Raw genomic sequence first — 16,314 nt, forward strand, 5'->3', positions numbered from 1 at the left:
GTCCGAAACTACGGTCGGATGCCGATCGGCAGTGGGAGGAGCGCTCGTGGCACGACCGAAGCGTCAGGAGCAGCGTCGCAGCGAGATCGTCGCGGCGGCCCAGCGCGCCATCGCCCAGCACGGCCCCGACGGAGCCCGGCTCAACCGCGTTGCCGAGGAGGCCGGGCTCACGAGCGGCGCGGTGCTCTACTACTACCCCGACATCGACGAGCTCGTCATGGAGGCCAACCGAGCCGGCATGGAGCGCTTCTACGACGACCGGGTGCGCATGCTGGAGAGCCTCGACGACGACCCCGTGCTGCGGCTGACCCGGCTGATCGACTCGGGTCTTCCCTCCGACCACGCCGACCCCGAGGTGCGCCTGCTCTGCGAGCTCGGCGGCTCGGCCGGCCGCAACCCGGTGATGGCCACCCTCCTCACGGCGCTCTACGACCGCCAGGTGGGCATGTACCAGATCGTCCTCGAGCAGGGCGCCGCCCGCGGGGTCTTCACGCTCACCGCTCCGTCGCTCTCCATCGCCCGCAACCTGGTGGCGCTCGAAGATGCCTACGGCTACCGGATGGTGGCGCGCCACCCCACGATCGACCACGCCGGCGCGCGCGCCCTCATCGTGGAGTACGCCCGGCAATCGACCGGTCACGCGCTGGCCTGAGCGGCGGTCGCGCGGTCGTCGACCACTACGACCGAGCGCTCGTGGTCGATGCGCAACCCCACCTGGTCGCCGCGGCGGGCGGTGCTGGTGGCGTGCACCGTGCATCCGATCGGTTCCGGTCGCCCGGGCACGGCCACCGAGAGGGTCGACGAGCCGCCGAGGAAGTAGCTGTCGATCACGGTGCCGTCGAGCGCGCCGGTGCCCGGCTCGACGAGGTGCACGTCTTCCGGCCGCACCACGAGCGTCGCCGCCGTACCGACCGCGAGCTCGTGCGCCGCGCGCAGCATGCCGAGGCCCGGCACGTCGACGCCGCCCGCCACCGCCGTGCCGTCGAACATGCTCGACGTGCCGATGAAGTCGGCAACGAAGCGGGTGCGGGGGCGGGAGTACAGGCCCACCGGGGTGTCGAGCTGCTCGACGGCGCCGGCGTTCAGCACGGCCACCCGGTCGGCCATCGACATGGCCTCCTCCTGGTCGTGCGTCACCACCACGAAGGTCATGCCGACCTCGTGCTGCAACCGCTTCAGCTCGAGCTGCATGTCGGCACGCACCTTGCGGTCGAGCGCCGAGAGCGGCTCGTCGAGCAGCAGCAGCCGGGGGCGCTTCACGATGGCGCGGGCGAGCGCCACGCGCTGCCGCTGGCCGCCCGAGAGCTGCGCCGGCCGACGCTTCGCGAAGGCGGCGAGCCCGACTGTGTCGATCGTCTCGCCCACCCGGTTGCGGATGTCGGCCTTCCCCATCCCCTGCGCCTCGAGACCGTAGGCGATGTTCTTCTCCACCGACAGGTGCGGGAACAGCGCGTACGACTGGAACATCATGTTCACCGGGCGCTTGTGGGCCGGCAGCCGGGTGAGGTCGGCGCCGTCGAGGAGCACCTCGCCGGCCTCCGGCGTCTCGAAGCCCGCGATGGAACGCAGCAGCGTGGTCTTGCCGCAGCCCGAGGGGCCGAGCAGGGCGAAGAACTCGTTGTCGGCGATCGTGAGGTCGATGTCGCGCAGGGCGCGCACGGCGCCGTAGGAGTGGCTGACGCCCTTGATCTGCAAGAGGGGTGCGGGTGACTCGGTGCTCATAGTGCTTCCGTGACGCGGGTGAGGCGCTGTGCGCCGAGAACGGCGACGACGCTGACGAACAGGAGGACGGTGGCGAGTGCGTTGATCTCGGGTGTCACACCGAACCGCACCATCGAGTAGATGACGATCGGCAGGGTGGGCGTGGTGGGCGCCGCCGTGAAGAACGCGATCACGAACTCGTCGAGTGAGAGGGTGAGGCTGAGCAGCGCGCCCGCGGCGATGCCGGGGCCGAGCTGGGGCAGCGTCACCCTGAGGAAGGTGCGCACGGGGCCGGCGCCCAGGTCGCGCGACGCTTCTTCGAGGCTCGGGTCGAGATGCGACAGTCGCGCCAGCACGATCGCCGTCACGAAGGCGATCGAGAACGCGGCGTGCGAGAGCAGCACCGAGTAGAGACCGAGCGTGAAGCCGAGCAGCGAGAACAGGCTCAGGATGCCGATGCCGAGCAGCAGGTCGGGCAGCAGCGCGGGCGTCAGAGCGAAGGCCCGCACGAGCCCGCCCTTGGTGTGGCGCTGGATGCCCACCGCGAACAGGGTGCCGACCACGGTGGCGATCGCCGTCGAGCCCGTCGCCACGATCAGGGTGTTGACGAGCCCCTCGCGGATGCGCTCGTCGCCCGCCAGTTCGGCATACCAGTCGAGCGTGAAGCCGCGCCAGACGAAGAGGTTCGACGAGTCGTTGAACGACAGGATGACGACCACGACGATCGGCAGGTACAGGAAGACGAAGGTCAGCCAGAAGGGAATGCGGATGAAGCGCGACCTAAGCATCGGCCACCGCCTGACCCTGCGTCTGTCCCTGGGCCTGGCGCCTGCCACCGCGTCGCCGACCCGGGCCATCCGTCAGTCTCTTCGACAGCCGCGACTGGAGGAACAGCAGCACGAGGAGCGACACCGTCAGCACCAGCGCCAGTGCGGCGCCGAAGGGCCAGTCGCGCGCCTCGAGGAACTGGTCGCGGATGAGGTTGCCGACGAGCACCGTCTTGCCGCCGCCGATGAGCTCGGGGATGACGAAGTTGCTCATGGCGGGGACGAACACGAACACGCACCCGGTGAGGATGCCGGGGATCGACAGCGGCACCGTCACGGTGCGGAACACCCGGAACGGGCTCGCCCCGAGGTTGGTGGCGGCCTCGCCGAGCTGCTTGTCCTGGCTGGAGAGGGAGGAGTAGAGGGGGAGGATCATGAGCGGCAGGTAGGTGTAGACGAGGCCGACCACCACGGCCTGCGGCGTGTAGAGCATCGAGATCGGCTCCCGCGTGATGCCGAGGGCCTGCAGGGCCTGGTTGATCCAGCCGGCGTTGTTGAGCAGCAGGATCCACGCGTAGGTGCGGATGAGGAAGTTGGTCCAGAACGGCAGCAGCACCGCGATGAGCGCGATGGTGCGCCAGCGGGGGCTGAGCCTCGTGATCATGAGCGCCGTCGGGTAGCCGATGAGGAGGGCGAGGGCGGTCACCGCGGCGGCGATGCCGAGGGAGTTGGCCACCACGCCGAGGTAGAGCGGGTCGAACAGGCGGATGAAGTTGTCGAAGGTGAACTCGAACACGACGCCGCCGAAACGGCCGCGCTCGAACAGCGAGTAGGCGGTGATGAGCAGCACCGGCACGAACACCAGCAGGGTGGTGAAGAGGAGGCCGGGGCCGAGGAACGGCAGGCCGGCCAGCCGGCCCCGCGCCCGCCGAGTGGGGGCGGAGGGCGCGGGGCCGGCGGTGGTGGACTGGGTCATCCGGCCATGATCTCCGTGGCGAGACGGGTGTACTCCGTGCTGAAGTCACCCACGTCGACGACGGTCTCCTGCTCGAGCAGGGTGGAGGGATCGATGGCGAGGTTCGGGAACTGTTCGATGAGCGCCGGGTCGAGCGACTCCACGGCGGCCTGGTTGGGCACGGCGTACAGGATGCTCGACGCCACGTACGACTGCACGTCGGCTTCGAGGATGTAGTTGACGAAGGCCATCGCCGCCTCCTTGTTCTTCGACGACTTCAGCACCGTCATGGTGTCGACCCAGAGGTCGCTGCCCTCCTTCGGCAGCACGAACTCGACAGTGGGGTCTTCGGCGATGGCGTAGTTGCACCAGCCGTCCCACGCCTCGACCATTGCCGCCTCGCCCGAGACGAGCTTGCTGTAGAACGTGGTGTCGTCGAAGGCGAGGAGGGTGTCCTTGGTCTTCTGCAGCTGCTCCTTCACCTTCTCGAGCACCGCGGGGTCTTCGGAGTTGACCGACTCGCCGAGCATCTTGAGGGCGGGCAGGGCCATCCAGCGCTCGGTGGAGAGCATGGTGGTCTTGCCCTCGAGCTCGGGCGCCGGGTTCAGCAGGTCGTTCCAGGAGGTGGGGGCGAAGCCGGTGAGGTCGGGTCGGTAGCACAGGCCCGTGGTGCCCCAGGCGTAGGGCTCGGAGTAGGCGTTGCCCTCGTCGTAGGCGAGCTCGAGCGCCTCGGGGTAGAGGTTCTTCTCGTTCGGGATGAGGCTCTTGTCGAGCGGCTGCAGCAGACCCGCCTCGTTGAGGGCCTGGGCGTACTGGCCAGAGACGAAGGCCACGTCGATGCCGGGGTCGGCGCTCGCCGTGAGCTTGGCCACGATCTCCTCGTTGGTGGCGTGGTTCACGATGGTGACGGGCACGCCCGTGGCGGCCTCGAAGTCCTCGGCCAGCGTCTCGGGGTAGTAGTCGGCCCAGATGCTCACCGTGAGGCTCTGCTTCGTGATGTCGGCCTCGGGGTCGATGGTGTCACTCGAGGAGCTCGCGCAGGAGGTGAGCGCGAGCGCCGTAGCCGCTGCTCCTGCGAGGATCGCTCCGGACTTGATGAAACGCACTGGGGCCTCCTGTGTCGGGTGGACAAGATCGTGGTTGGCCGATTGTTGCATCAGGCAGCAACGAATCACAATGCTCCAGGCCGCGTCGAGACCCGGAATTTACATAATTGTTCGAATTGCGATTCAAGGAATAGGTACGGTGGGATCATGATCGGCAGGCTGAGTACAGGGGGCGGTGCCCTGCACCTGGGCAGTGACGGTGCGGTGTCTGTGCTCCGGTCGGACGGATCCCCGGCGGTCGCCGGAGACGGGGTCGGCGCCGAGCTCGTGCTCGCAGCACTGGGTCGTCGGCCCGCCGCATTCCGCGGTGCGGAGCGGGCGCTCGGGGTCGACATGACCAACTGGGCCGTGGTCGTCGATGAGACCTGGCTGGTGAAGGTCCCCCTGGTGTGGGGCGGTTCGGAGCGGACGGTGCGGCAGCTGGCGAGGCTCGCCGCCGGCGGGTCGCGCTCGGCCGGTCTCTCGCCGCGACTCGGCGGCCTCGTGCCGTGGGAGCTGCCGGGCCGCGAGGCCGCGAGCGCGGCGATCGTCACCGAGCTCGTTCCCGAGGCCACCGACGGCTGGACCTGGGCCGTCGACGACGTGCTGTCCTGGCTGGAGGGCGAGGCGCCGGAACCCGAGTGGCCCGCAGAGCTGGGCGAACTCGTCGCCGAGCTCCACGCGGCGCTCTCCGCCGAGGCCCGCGGCGAGGTCGCCGCATCACCCTCCGGCGACCTCCGGGAACGCATCCTCGACGCCCTCGCCACCGCACTCGAGCTGGTCGAGGGCGACACCCGGGTGCGATGGGCGAACCGGATGCCGCGGCTGCGCGCCCTCGTCGACGATGCACCGTCGTCGCCGGGTGGTGTGCGGTTCCCCGTGCACGGCGACCTGCACGTCGGCCAGTTCCTGCGCACGACGGGGCCCGACGGGAGCCCTCGCTACCTGGTGGTGGACTTCGACGGCGACCCGCAGCATCCCGAGCGCGAGCTCGACATCGCCGCGGTCGACGTCGCCCACCTGCTGGTGTCGGTCGACCTCGTGGGCTCGATCGTGCAGCGCCGCCTCGGCCGGCGCGACGAGCGGGTGCTGTCGTGGGCCGGGCGGGCCAGAGCTACGCTGCTCGAGGCGTACCGGTCGGGCCTTGAGGCCCGCGACCTCGGCCGCGCCTCCGGGTCGCCGCTGTTCGACGAGCGAGCGGTGCCCGCCCTCGAGGTCGAGCAGTTCGCGCGCGAGCTCGCCTACGCGCGTCGCTACCTGCCGCGCTGGGAGTACGCCCCCGACGGTGCGCTCAGCGCCCGCTACGCCCCGGCCGACGACGCCCAGACGGAGGAGAATCCATGGACACCACCCGCTTCATCGACGACCTGACCGAGATCCCGGCGGCGTTCGAGCGCCTGGCCGCGGCGCTCGAGGGGGCGGCCGGTTCCGCCGCAGACCCCACCCTCGGCGACCTCGCACGCGCCCGCACGCTGGTGGCGACGCCCGGCGCGCGGGTCCTGGTGCTCGGGATGGGCTCGAGCACCTACGCGGCGTCGGTGGCGGCCAGGAGAGCGCGGATGCGTGGGCACTCGGTGGTGGTCGAGCTCGCGAGCACGGTGGAGCTGCCGGCAGCAGCATCCGATCTCGTCGTGGTGGCGGTGTCGGCGACCGGCCGGAGCGCCGAGACGCTGGCCGCGATCGAGCCGTACCGCGGCACCGGCCGGCTCGTCGCCGTGACCAATGACGCGTCGTCGCCGCTCGCCGACGCCTCCGACCTCGTGGTGCCGCTCGTGGCGGGGGCCGAGGTGAGCGGTGTCTCGTGCCGCACCTTCCGGCACACCTTCCTCGTGCTCGAGGCGCTGTTCGGCCTGGCGGCGCCCGAGGCGCTCGCCGCGACAGCCCGAGCGGCGGCCCGCTCGTCGGCGGCGCTGCTCGCGAGCGCGCCGGAGTGGCTCGACCAGGCCACCGAGCTGCTGCTCGGCCCGCACGGCACCTGGCTGCTGGCCCCTGTGGAGCGCCTGTCGTCGGCGCAGCAGGGGGCGCTGATGATGCGCGAGGTGCCCCGCCGCCCCGCCTACGCCAGCGAGACCGGCGACTGGTCGCACGTCGACGTGTACCTCTCGAAGACCCTCGACTATCGGGCGCTCCTCTTCGCGGGCTCGCGCTGGGACGACCAGGCAGCCGAGTGGCTCCGCGACCGGGCCGCCACCCTCGTGACCGTCGGCCCCACGCCGCTCGCCGCCTCCGCCGCCCTCGCCCTGCGCTACCGGGGCGACGACGACCTCGCCGTCGCCCCGCTCGTCGAGACCCTCGTGGCCGAACTCCTCGCCGCCCACTGGTTCGCGGCAGACCCGACCTTCGCCTGGGCCCCGTCCCTCACCTGAGAAGACTGTGGCCTGGGGCCGGTGCGGGCGGCGAGCTTTCGGTGTCTGATGAGACGGCCTCCTTCGCGCAGCGATCTCCTCGACGCTGCGCGCCTGTCCCGAAAGCGTGGTCATGACCCTCTCCCTCCCCTATCCCCTCGGTTTCTCGACCCTCGACGGCCGACACAACTTCGCCCTCTACTCGGAGACCGCCGACGCGGTGTTCGTCTGCCTGTTCGGCGAGGACGGGGCCGAGACCCGCGTTCGACTCACCGAGCGCACGGGTCATGTCTTCCACGGCTTCGTCGACGGGGCCGACGTGGGCAGCCGCTACGGCATCCGTGTCGACGGCGCCTGGAACCCGGGTGAGGGGCTGCGGCACAACGTCCAGAAGCTGCTGCTCGACCCGCACGCCACCGCCATCGAGGGCGAGTGGGAGTGGGAGGCCGACAACCAGGCGTTCTTCGCCCACGACTTGAACGACCCGCAGGCACTGAACGACACCGACTCGGCGCCGTTCAGCCCCCGCTGCGTCATCGTCGACGACGACTTCGACTGGGGAGACGACAGGTCACCGCGCCGGCTCCTCAGCGAGACCGTGATCTACGAGACGCACGTCAAGGGCTTCACGCAGCTGCACCCGGAGGTGCCGGAGGAGATCCGCGGCACCTACGCGGGTCTCGCGCATCCGGCCGCCCTCAAGCACTTCACCGACCTCGGGGTGACCGCCGTGGAGCTGCTCCCGGTTCACCAGTTCGTGCAAGACAGCCACCTTGCCGAGAAGGGCCTCCGCAACTACTGGGGCTACAACTCGATCGGCTTCTTCGCGCCGCACAACGAGTACGTGAGCGAAGCCGCAGGCCAGGGCGGCGGTCAGGTGCGCGAGTTCAAGCAGATGGTGAAGGCGATGCACGAGGCCGGGCTCGAGGTCATCCTCGACGTCGTCTACAACCACACCGCCGAGGGCAACGATCTCGGGCCGAGCCTGAGCTTCAAGGGCATCGACAACGCTGCCTACTACCGGCTGGTGGAGGGGGACGAGGAGCACTACTTCGACACCACGGGCACCGGCAACAGCCTGAACGTGGGGCACCCGGCCGCCCTCGGCCTCATCATGGACAGCCTGCGCTATTGGGTCACCGAGATGCACGTCGACGGCTTCCGCTTCGACCTCGCCACCACGCTCACGCGGCAAGGCGGCGACGCGGAGCTGCACAGCGCCTTCCTCACCCTGATCCAGCAAGACCCGGTGCTGGCACCGGTGAAGATGATCGCCGAACCCTGGGACACCGCGGGTTACCAGGTGGGCGGCTTCCCGGCCGACTGGTCGGAGTGGAACGGCAAGTTCCGTGACGACGTGCGCGACTTCTGGAACGGCACGGATGCGGTGCTCGGCACCCTGGCCCAGCGCGTGCTCGGCTCTCCCGACGTCTACGAGGCCGACCGGCGCTCACCCCTGTCGAGCGTGAACTTCATCACCGCGCACGACGGATTCACCCTGCACGACCTCACCGCGTACAACGACAAGCACAACGCGTCGAACGGCGAGGACGGCAACGACGGCGAGAGCGACAACAAGTCGTCGAACGGCGGGGCGGAGGGGCCGACCGACGACCCGGCCGTGAACGAGCGCCGCGACCGCAAGCGCCGCAACCTGCTCGCCACGCTCCTGCTGTCGGCCGGCGTTCCGATGCTGCTCGGCGGCGACGAGCTGGGCCGCACTCAAGGTGGCAACAACAACGCCTACTGCCACGACGACGAGACGTCGTGGTTCGACTGGCGAGCGGTCGACGAGGAGCTGCTCGCCTTCACCCGCGACCTGATCGCGCTGCGTCGCGACAACGCGGCCCTGCACCCGGCATGGTTCCGGCAGGCGCCGGGCACCGAGGATGCGCAAGACACCGTGCGACTCCTCCGCTCCGACGGCGAGGAGTTCGGCGACGACGACTGGGACAACCCCGACGCCCGGTCGATCGTGTTCGTGTTCGAGCATCCGTCTGCCGACTCGTTCGCGCTGCTCCTGAACGCGGCCGAGAACGGCGTGGAGTTCGTCGTGCCCGCGGCGCCGGGCGACGAGTGGGAGCTCGCACTGTCGAGCGACCCCGGCCAGGAGGTGAGCGCGCCCGTCAGCACCCTCATCGGCCGTGACGGCTCGTTCACCCTGCTGCGCTCCCGCGCGAGCTGACCTCAGTGGCGGGTGGCGCCGCACGCGAGCGCGGTCAGCGGGGCGCTGTTATCAAAGCTTCGCCGGGAGACGGCTCGGTTATCACAGAATGGCGTGGAATTTCGGGCCGGGTCCGGCGTTCGCTGGCCGGTCACCTGCCAAGATCCCGGGCATCTCGTCGAGGCTGACGGCGGCTGCCACCAGCGGCCGAGGATCGACAGAATCGTCTGCGAAGCTCGCGATCGTGCCTTCGATTCCACCTGATGCGCTCAGAATGCCTACAGCGGTGACGTCGGCGAGCGCCAGGGCGCGGGTATCGATGAGGCTTGGCGTTCCCGCCAGCCCGACGTAGACCACTCTCTTCCCGGGCTCGACCAAGCCGAGGGCCCTGGCCGGTAGTGTTGCCGCGTTGGATGCTTCGATAACCGCATCCCACGGTAGGTCGGGAAGTTCTGCCTCGGTGACAGCTTGGGCGAATCCGAGGCCCCTGGCGAAATCGAGCGACCGCACATTGCGCCCGAGGATGTGCACCTCGGCTCCCTGGGCCCGGGCAAAGAGTGCGCACAGGAGTCCGATCGTGCCGCTGCCCGTGATGAGCACACGATCTCCCGCCGACAGGTTGGCGGCACTCACCGACCTGAAGGCGTTTCCCCCGGGTTCGACGAGTGCACCGGCTGTGTCATCGACGGAATCGGGGAGAGCGTGCAGTGCGCGGGCGGGCACGGCGACCTGTTCGGCGAGCGCTCCCGGTTTGCCTCCGCGGACGCCCAACTCGTATCGAAACTCACACACACGCTGGAATCCCGATCGACAGCGTCGGCAGCGACCGCACCCGAGCATCGTGTCGCCGGTGACACGACGTCCGACCCACGAGGTATCGACATCTTCTGCCACTGCAGAGACGACGCCCATCCATTCGTGTCCGATGCGCACGGGGTATTCCGCGTTACCGTCGTGAAGGTATTGCATCTCGCCGGAGTAGAACTCCATGTCCGTGCCGCAGATGCCGGCTCGCCGGACGTCCACGATAACTTCGCCGGCGGCTGCCTGCGGTGGGTCGACCTCCTGAACCTCTGCTCGGTGGGGCCCGGTGATGATCAGGGCTTTCACGGTGACGTCTCCAATCGGATCTCGTAGGCGCCGCTGACGGCGTGGCTGGTGCCATCGGGCAAGCGGATGGACGCCGTGACGGATTGGGGCACCGTCCCGAAGAAGACGATGCCTGTGTCATCCCGCCGCCAGGCCGAGTGAATCCACCCATGCGGTGTCTCATGACTTCCTGAGACGGCCGCCACGCCGGGCGGACACTTCGGTCGAAGCAGCACTTTGCGCCACGCTATCGACGTGTCGTCTTGGCGGATCCCGGCGAGACTCCGCTGCATCCAGTCAAGGACCGAGGCGTACATGAAATGGTTCTGGCTGAACCCATAGGTCGGGCCGTCCCAGGTCTCGGTGAGGCTCGTTGCTCCGTGGGCCGCCATGTACCCGAAACCCGGGAGGTGGTCACGGTGGCACAGACTGTGCAGGAGATCGTGGCGGTCACGTACGCTCAGCGCTTCGTACAGTGCGGGCAGAGCGATGGAGCCGATCGCCTCCAGAGAGAACTCCGGCATGCCGACGACGTTCTCAAGACGGTCCAAGATGTAATCGTCATGGTCGGCCACCGCACGTGATCCATGGAGGACAGCGAGCTCGGCCGGAGTACCGACCCAGGCGGGGTGAGCGAACGTCTGACGGACGATGGCGTGCCTAAGGTGCATCCTCTCCTGTTCCCAACGGTCTTCGCCACCCTGCTCCAGCGTGTTGTCAATCTCCGACGCGATCGAAAGCAGCTTGTAGAGGCTGGCGCTCGACGTCAGGGCCACCGAGCGGCGTGGCTCGATCGGATGCCCCTCGAACTTGGTCTCGCCATTCGTCGCGACCGACTTTCCCGTGAAGTCCCCGAGGCCTACCCGAAGCATCCCATCCGAGTCGCGCAGCGCGAGCAGGTGATCGAGGTAGCGCCGTGCCGTGGTCGAGGTGCGCTCGAGGAGGCGCAGGTCCCCGTACTCCAGATAGAGCAACCAGGGCAGGACGACGATCGCCCCGCCCCAGTTCGGGTCGGTCTGCCATTCATCGGGAAAGACATCGAGCTCGGGCACGAAGAGGGGGATGTTCCCAGACGGCTGCTGTGCCTCGACCATGAGGGTGACCATGTTTTCCAGGACCGGTCGAAGGTGGAGTGCGCGGACGAGCGACGTAAACTGAAGGTGGGTCTGCTCCAGATATCCGAGCTTCTCTCTCTGCGGGCAGTCGGTCAAGACGGAGAACGCGTTCGAACGGATGCTTCGCTCCGACATCTCGTAGAGCGTGTTGAGTCGATCGTCACTTGAGTGGAACGATCCAGCTCGTTCGGCGGCCGAACCGACGATGTGAGAGCGGACGTGACGCGGGTCGAACTCGTCGATGTCGCCGGTTATCTCCACGTAGCGGTACCCGTTATAGGAGAAACGGGGTCGCCAACGAACTGGACTGCCGCCGCTTGTCACCCGGTGGTAGACCGGGCCCCATCCTTGGGTGGTCGGGTCGATTCGGAGACCGTCGAGGAGTTCGGCGGGGCGGACACGGATCTCGCTGCTCGGAGGCACAACGACCTCGATTAGGCCCGAGTGGGTGAAGCCGAAATCGACGACGACAGCGGGAGATCCGTCTGAGGCAGACGGTGCACGCCACCAGCTCACGGGAAGCCGGGTCTCGATCTGCCTTGTGGGCGGGGCGATTCGCGGGCGCACGGTGAGTTCGTCGAGGATCAACTCGCGAGCCGGCCCCCAGCTGAGGATCTCTTCCGCCGTGTAGTTCAGGGCAAGACGATCGTCGTACTCCTCGCCACCCACCCAGCTACTGAGGGCGGTCGCGTGTGTAGACGCACCCCAGTTTCGGCCTGTCTCCAACCTGTGAACACCTCGAGACGAGTCGATCGACACAACTGCTCTGAGAGCGGGGCTGCCGAGCGACGTGGTGAGCTTGCTCCAGCGGTCGGAGGGGAGATGGTGACTGGGGCCGGAACCCAGCTCGACGACGATCGTGTTGGTGCCCGAGCGCACGTAGCGCGAAAGAGTGAGGTGAATCAGCTCGACACTCTTCCTCGGGTCTGAGTACCCCGGGAAAAGTACTTCTTCCGTGATGGATTGGCCATTGACGACCACATTCGCCACACCGCGGCATGCCAGGTCTATCGAGGCAGACCGGGGCTCATTGCTCTGAAACACGACTCCGAAGGCGGGCAGATCGTTATCGGTGCCTGCGATCCACGATGCCTGGCCGAGGCTATCGTGCGTCACGAGCGAGGAAACGGCCGAGGACGACCGCGGCAGCTGACGACCATCCGTGCATCGGAACGGCCGGGAAGCGCTCCACAGGGAGATCGATGTCGGGCGCAGCGACGTTGTATCGCTCCCACAATGATCCGGTGAGCGCGAACCGCTCGAGTTGCACCTGCACGAATCGTGCCGCCTGTGGTGCGGCCACGTCATCTCGACCGTAACGACGGAGCGCATCGAGAACGATGATCTGCTCGGGCGGCCACCCGGACGGGAACTGCCACTGCACCCAATTCCATTCCGGATGCGGGCTCGGCCACTCCGACGCGGTCGATGCCCACCCTCCCGGTTGAGCGTAGGGCATGAGCTTGGCGATGGCACGAGCGCCCTGTCTCGGTGATGCGACGCCGGCCCACAGTGGCCAGACCGAGCTCAACCCTGTGACCTTCGACGGGCGCTTTTCGACCCAGTTGTATTCGACATACTGCCCTGCGCGCTTGTCCCAGCAGAGTTCATTGATGAGTCTGATCCGACGGCTTGTCTCTGCCCGCCAGCGAGCGGCGCGCTCAGGAGCCGCCCACCTCTCGCACATCTCGGCCAGTGCCCGCGCGGTGGCGACGAGGGCTGAGTTCGTGATGAGGGGTACGAATCTTCGGACATCTCCCTCGAACAACGGTGTGAAGTCGAGGCCGGTCTCGGCCTCCGAGGCGAGTTCGGGCCGAAGACTCGGGTCTCCCAGATCGCGGTTCGTCGTCAAGCCTGTCGACGTGACGTGATGATCGGCGCCCCAGTAGTCGTTGTACTCGGCCTCCAGCGCCGTGATGGCCCGTGATGCAAGACTCGCGTCTGGCTGTCGCTCAAGCAGGGCTGCTGCGATGGGGGCCAGCAGCGGCGGCTGGGAGCGTGTGAGGTAGAAGGTTCGGTTGCCGTTCAACACCATCCCGTAGGTCTCGATCATGTGGAGTTGGTTCTGCACATGGCCCCGGACGATGTCGAGGCGGTCGTGTTCGAGGAGGGCGCGATTGATGAAATAGGTGTCCCACCCGTACATCTCGGGGAATGCCGCCTCGGAACCGCCGGCGGAGCTGTACGGGTGAGGGAGCGGCAAGAGGGTGCCGTCGGAGTCCGCTTCCGTCGCTGTCGACAGGTCGCCGTCCCACCAGCCGCGGATAGTCTCATCGAGTGACCGCCACGAGCGGATGAGGTCCTTGTCCGGATTCATGGTGCGGTCGACTGCCCTTCGAGGTTGTCGGCTAGGTCGGCCTTCATGGCCATCGCTGCACCCTCCGGGTCGACTGCGGCGATGCGATCGCGAATCTGAGCGTGTCGCTCGATTGCCGTCTGGACGTCTCCACCCGCGCGGACGTACTCCGCCCAGACGGTCAGACGCGACTGGGTCAACAAGGAGTTGAGGCCTTCAAGCACGTACCCGTAGAGCGGATTCGCGATACGAGCCACGGCGAGGTGGAATTCGACGTCGGCCGCGAGCATCTCCTCCTCCGTGGTCGCACCACTCATGCTGTGCAGGATGTCAGACAAGTGGGCGACATCGAGCATGGAGGCGCGCCCGGCGGCTAGACGCGCCGCGTCGACCTCCAGCAGCTCTCGGAATCCCTGGAGATCGGAGAAGGATACGTCGCGCGCGTTGAGGCGGTAGGCGAAGACTCGGCCCAAGGTCTCTTCGCCGGGGACACGGAGCATCCCCTCGCGCCCCTGCTGGCGATTAAGTAGACCGCGCCCGGTGAGCTCAGCTAGGGCCTCCCGCACCACAGGGCGGGACACGTTGAACTCCTTGGCCAGCTCGTGCGTCGGCGGGATCAAGTCTCCTGCGGAGAGCCCACGAGTCGTGAACAAGTCCTCGATCGCATCCGCAAGGGATGGGTTCGGCGTTGTCTTGGGCGCCGGCGCGTTCATCTAGTCCTCCTGAGCATGCCTTCAGTGTGTCACACACTTGTATGCCTTGTCGATCGTTCGGTTGCGGCGTTCACCACTTTGTTGGGTGATTTCGGATTAACTTGACATATAAGTATCGGTAACGGTTTACTCCTTGGAGATCTACTTGACTGTCAGGTGGACGACGAATCCGACGGGGGATTGAATGCGCATCGATTCTGTAGACCTCTTCTACGTAGCGATGCCGACCATCCTCGACATCGGTGACGGAAGCCAGGATGCGCTTCTCGTGCGAGTGCAAGCGGATGGGTTTGTCGGTTGGGGGGAGTGCGAGGCGTCACCGTTGACCTCCATCGCGAGCCTGATCGCCCCCATGTCGCACAGCGCATGCAAGCCGGTCGGCGCGAATCTCCTCGGTGCGACGATCACCGACCCGGCTGACATCCGGGCGCTGGGGGAGCGAGTTCGCTGGGATTCGTTCGATCTTCTCCAAGCTGCTCACACGTGGTCCGGAATCGACATCGCGCTGTGGGATCTTTTGGGAAAGCAACGCGAAGTGCCTGTTCACGAGCTCCTCGGGCCCGAGCCTGCACAGCCCAAGCTGCCCTACGCGTCGGTTCTCTTCGGGCAGGACCCAGAGCAGACACTGAGCATCGCGAAGGAGGCGGCTGCCTCGGGATTCGCTGCGGTGAAATTCGGCTGGAGCGACTTCGGGCGGGGTACCGTGGCCGAAGACATCGAGCAACTGGCTGCTGCACGTGAGGGAATCGGCGAGGATGTCGAGTTCATGGTCGACGCCGCGATGGCCTGGGGTGATGACGCGGTATCGGCCTCGAAGCGCATGAAGTCTCTCCACGACTTCCGCGTGCTCTTCCTCGAGGAGCCGTTCGTCCCCGGCGCGACGCGTGCGTATCGAGAACTCGCACTCTCCAAAGGTCGGGTCGGTATCGCCGCGGGCGAGGGCTCGTCCTCGTACGAGGCGGCGATCTCGATGATCGACGATGCCGGCGTCGACTACGTTCAAGTCGACGCCGGTCGTGTGGGCGGTATCACCGAGGCCTTCCGAGTGGCCTCTTATGCTGCTCGCGCCGGAGTCAGCTACATCAACCACACCTTCACGACTCATCTCGCCCTCTCCGCCTCCCTGCAACCGTTCGCGTTCGACGCGAACTCCGGCTGGTGCGAGTATCCGCTGATGCCGAGCTCGCTGGCGCAGGCCCTGACGATCGACGGAGTCCCCGTCGGCGCGGACGGCCGCGTGCGCATACCCGAGGCGCCCGGTTTAGGTGTCACCATCTCCGAGGAGGCGATCCGCTCACACCTCGTCGACGTCGAGATCTCTGTCGACGGCACCAGGCTCTTCTCGAGCCCGAGACTCTAAGGAATCACGATGAACATTCTCGCCATAGGCGCCCACCCCGACGACGTAGATCTGCTCTGCGGAGGCACCCTCGCGCTCTACGCGCAGGCCGGCCACGTCGTGACCATCGCCGTGGCAACCGACGGTCGTGTGGGTGAACAGGGCGACGACATCGCCGCGACGATCATCAGACGCCGAGCCGAGGCGGAAGCGTCGTGCGCGGTGATCGGTGCGCGACTCATCTGGATGGGCTACGAGGACGAATGGCTCATGGACGACCGTGAGACGCGCACGCGATTCATCGATGCCTTTCGGGAGAGCGCTGCAGACATCGTGCTGGCGCACAGTGTGGGCGACTATCACCCGGACCATCGGACGGCAGGAAAGCTGGCGCTCGATGCGCAGATCCCGTCCGCCGTCCCGCGGGTGCGAACCACGCATCCCTCCCTGCCGAAGATCCCCGCCCTCTACACGATGGACACTGTGGGTCAACTCGAGAACGATCTCGACGTGACGGTCGACATCTCCTCGGTCATCGACATCAAAGAGCAGATGCTTCGCAGCCACGCCAGCCAAGAGGATTGGCTCGAGCACATCTACGGGATGGCCTACGTCGACTTCATGAGGAGTCAGGCCGCACGACGGGGCGAGATGTCGGGGCTGCAGTACGCGGAGTCATTTCGACAAGTGCCTACGTACCCGCCCAGTCGACCGGACATACCGCTCCTCGGTGACCTCTGACGCT

14 protein-coding genes are annotated in these 16,314 nt (G+C 67.4%); 6 read left to right on the plus strand and 8 right to left on the minus strand.

Annotated features, from left to right (window positions below; genetic code table 11):
• The first annotated feature begins 46 nt into the window (after window positions 1–46).
• On the plus strand, window positions 47–652 hold the full coding sequence (locus ABFY20_RS01625; RefSeq protein ID WP_368498206.1) for a TetR/AcrR family transcriptional regulator: 606 nt from the start codon (window positions 47–49) through the stop codon (window positions 650–652).
• On the opposite strand, the gene ABFY20_RS01630 is transcribed toward ABFY20_RS01625, so the two are convergent.
• The 4 genes from ABFY20_RS01630 to ABFY20_RS01645 are packed head-to-tail and all read right to left on the minus strand — an operon-like array spanning window position 637 to window position 4,529.
• Window positions 637–1,722, minus strand: a complete 1,086-nt coding sequence (locus ABFY20_RS01630) for an ABC transporter ATP-binding protein (RefSeq protein ID WP_368498208.1) — start codon at window positions 1,720–1,722, stop codon at window positions 637–639. The two genes, ABFY20_RS01625 and ABFY20_RS01630, sit on opposite strands and share 16 nt — an antisense overlap.
• Window positions 1,719–2,489, minus strand: coding sequence for an ABC transporter permease (locus ABFY20_RS01635; RefSeq protein ID WP_368498209.1), 771 nt, complete (start codon window positions 2,487–2,489; stop codon window positions 1,719–1,721). Before ABFY20_RS01635 ends, ABFY20_RS01630 begins: the two co-directional genes overlap by 4 nt.
• Window positions 2,482–3,444 carry an ABC transporter permease gene (locus tag ABFY20_RS01640; RefSeq protein WP_368498210.1) on the minus strand — a complete coding sequence of 321 codons (963 nt, stop codon included), beginning with the start codon at window positions 3,442–3,444 and terminating at the stop codon, window positions 2,482–2,484. Before ABFY20_RS01640 ends, ABFY20_RS01635 begins: the two co-directional genes overlap by 8 nt.
• A complete protein-coding gene (locus ABFY20_RS01645) occupies window positions 3,441–4,529 on the minus strand; it encodes a spermidine/putrescine ABC transporter substrate-binding protein (protein ID WP_368498211.1) in 1,089 nt (362 codons plus the stop codon). The genes ABFY20_RS01640 and ABFY20_RS01645 overlap by 4 nt, the downstream gene beginning before the upstream one ends.
• Window positions 4,530–4,676: 147 nt before the next feature.
• Here ABFY20_RS01645 and ABFY20_RS01650 point away from each other — a divergent pair, with 147 nt between their 5' ends.
• The 3 genes from ABFY20_RS01650 to glgX all read left to right on the plus strand — a co-directional run bounded on the left by ABFY20_RS01650 (window position 4,677) and on the right by glgX (window position 9,038).
• Entirely contained in the window at window positions 4,677–5,879 is a 1,203-nt protein-coding gene (locus ABFY20_RS01650) for a hypothetical protein (protein WP_368498212.1), read from the plus strand.
• Window positions 5,849–6,874 carry an SIS domain-containing protein gene (locus tag ABFY20_RS01655; protein ID WP_368498213.1) on the plus strand — a complete coding sequence of 342 codons (1,026 nt, stop codon included), beginning with the start codon at window positions 5,849–5,851 and terminating at the stop codon, window positions 6,872–6,874. The genes ABFY20_RS01650 and ABFY20_RS01655 overlap by 31 nt, the downstream gene beginning before the upstream one ends.
• Before the next feature lie 112 nt (window positions 6,875–6,986).
• Entirely contained in the window at window positions 6,987–9,038 is a 2,052-nt protein-coding gene (gene glgX, locus ABFY20_RS01660; RefSeq protein ID WP_368498214.1) for a glycogen debranching protein GlgX, read from the plus strand.
• A gap of 81 nt (window positions 9,039–9,119) precedes the next feature.
• Here glgX and ABFY20_RS01665 read toward each other — a convergent pair whose 3' ends face one another.
• Genes ABFY20_RS01665 through ABFY20_RS01680 form a run of 4 tightly spaced genes read right to left on the minus strand, consistent with a single transcriptional unit; the run spans window position 9,120 to window position 14,230 of the window.
• Window positions 9,120–10,127, minus strand: coding sequence for a zinc-binding dehydrogenase (locus tag ABFY20_RS01665; protein WP_368498215.1), 1,008 nt, complete (start codon window positions 10,125–10,127; stop codon window positions 9,120–9,122).
• Window positions 10,124–12,337, minus strand: coding sequence for a family 78 glycoside hydrolase catalytic domain (locus tag ABFY20_RS01670; protein WP_368498216.1), 2,214 nt, complete (start codon window positions 12,335–12,337; stop codon window positions 10,124–10,126). The genes ABFY20_RS01665 and ABFY20_RS01670 overlap by 4 nt, the downstream gene beginning before the upstream one ends.
• Window positions 12,324–13,538: a trehalase family glycosidase gene (locus tag ABFY20_RS01675; protein WP_368498217.1), complete on the minus strand. Its 1,215-nt coding sequence runs from the start codon at window positions 13,536–13,538 to the stop codon at window positions 12,324–12,326. Before ABFY20_RS01675 ends, ABFY20_RS01670 begins: the two co-directional genes overlap by 14 nt.
• Window positions 13,535–14,230, minus strand: coding sequence for a FadR/GntR family transcriptional regulator (locus tag ABFY20_RS01680; protein ID WP_368498218.1), 696 nt, complete (start codon window positions 14,228–14,230; stop codon window positions 13,535–13,537). The genes ABFY20_RS01675 and ABFY20_RS01680 overlap by 4 nt, the downstream gene beginning before the upstream one ends.
• Window positions 14,231–14,414: 184 nt before the next feature.
• Here ABFY20_RS01680 and ABFY20_RS01685 point away from each other — a divergent pair, with 184 nt between their 5' ends.
• Both ABFY20_RS01685 and ABFY20_RS01690 read left to right on the plus strand, forming a co-directional pair.
• Complete coding sequence (locus ABFY20_RS01685) at window positions 14,415–15,590, plus strand: mandelate racemase/muconate lactonizing enzyme family protein (protein ID WP_368498219.1); 1,176 nt, start codon at window positions 14,415–14,417, stop codon at window positions 15,588–15,590.
• Between the two features lie 9 nt (window positions 15,591–15,599).
• Entirely contained in the window at window positions 15,600–16,310 is a 711-nt protein-coding gene (locus ABFY20_RS01690) for a PIG-L deacetylase family protein (protein WP_368498220.1), read from the plus strand.
• Window positions 16,311–16,314 lie beyond the last annotated feature (4 nt).

The organism is Herbiconiux sp. A18JL235, assembly GCF_040939305.1.
Lineage (GTDB): Bacteria > Actinomycetota > Actinomycetes > Actinomycetales > Microbacteriaceae > Herbiconiux.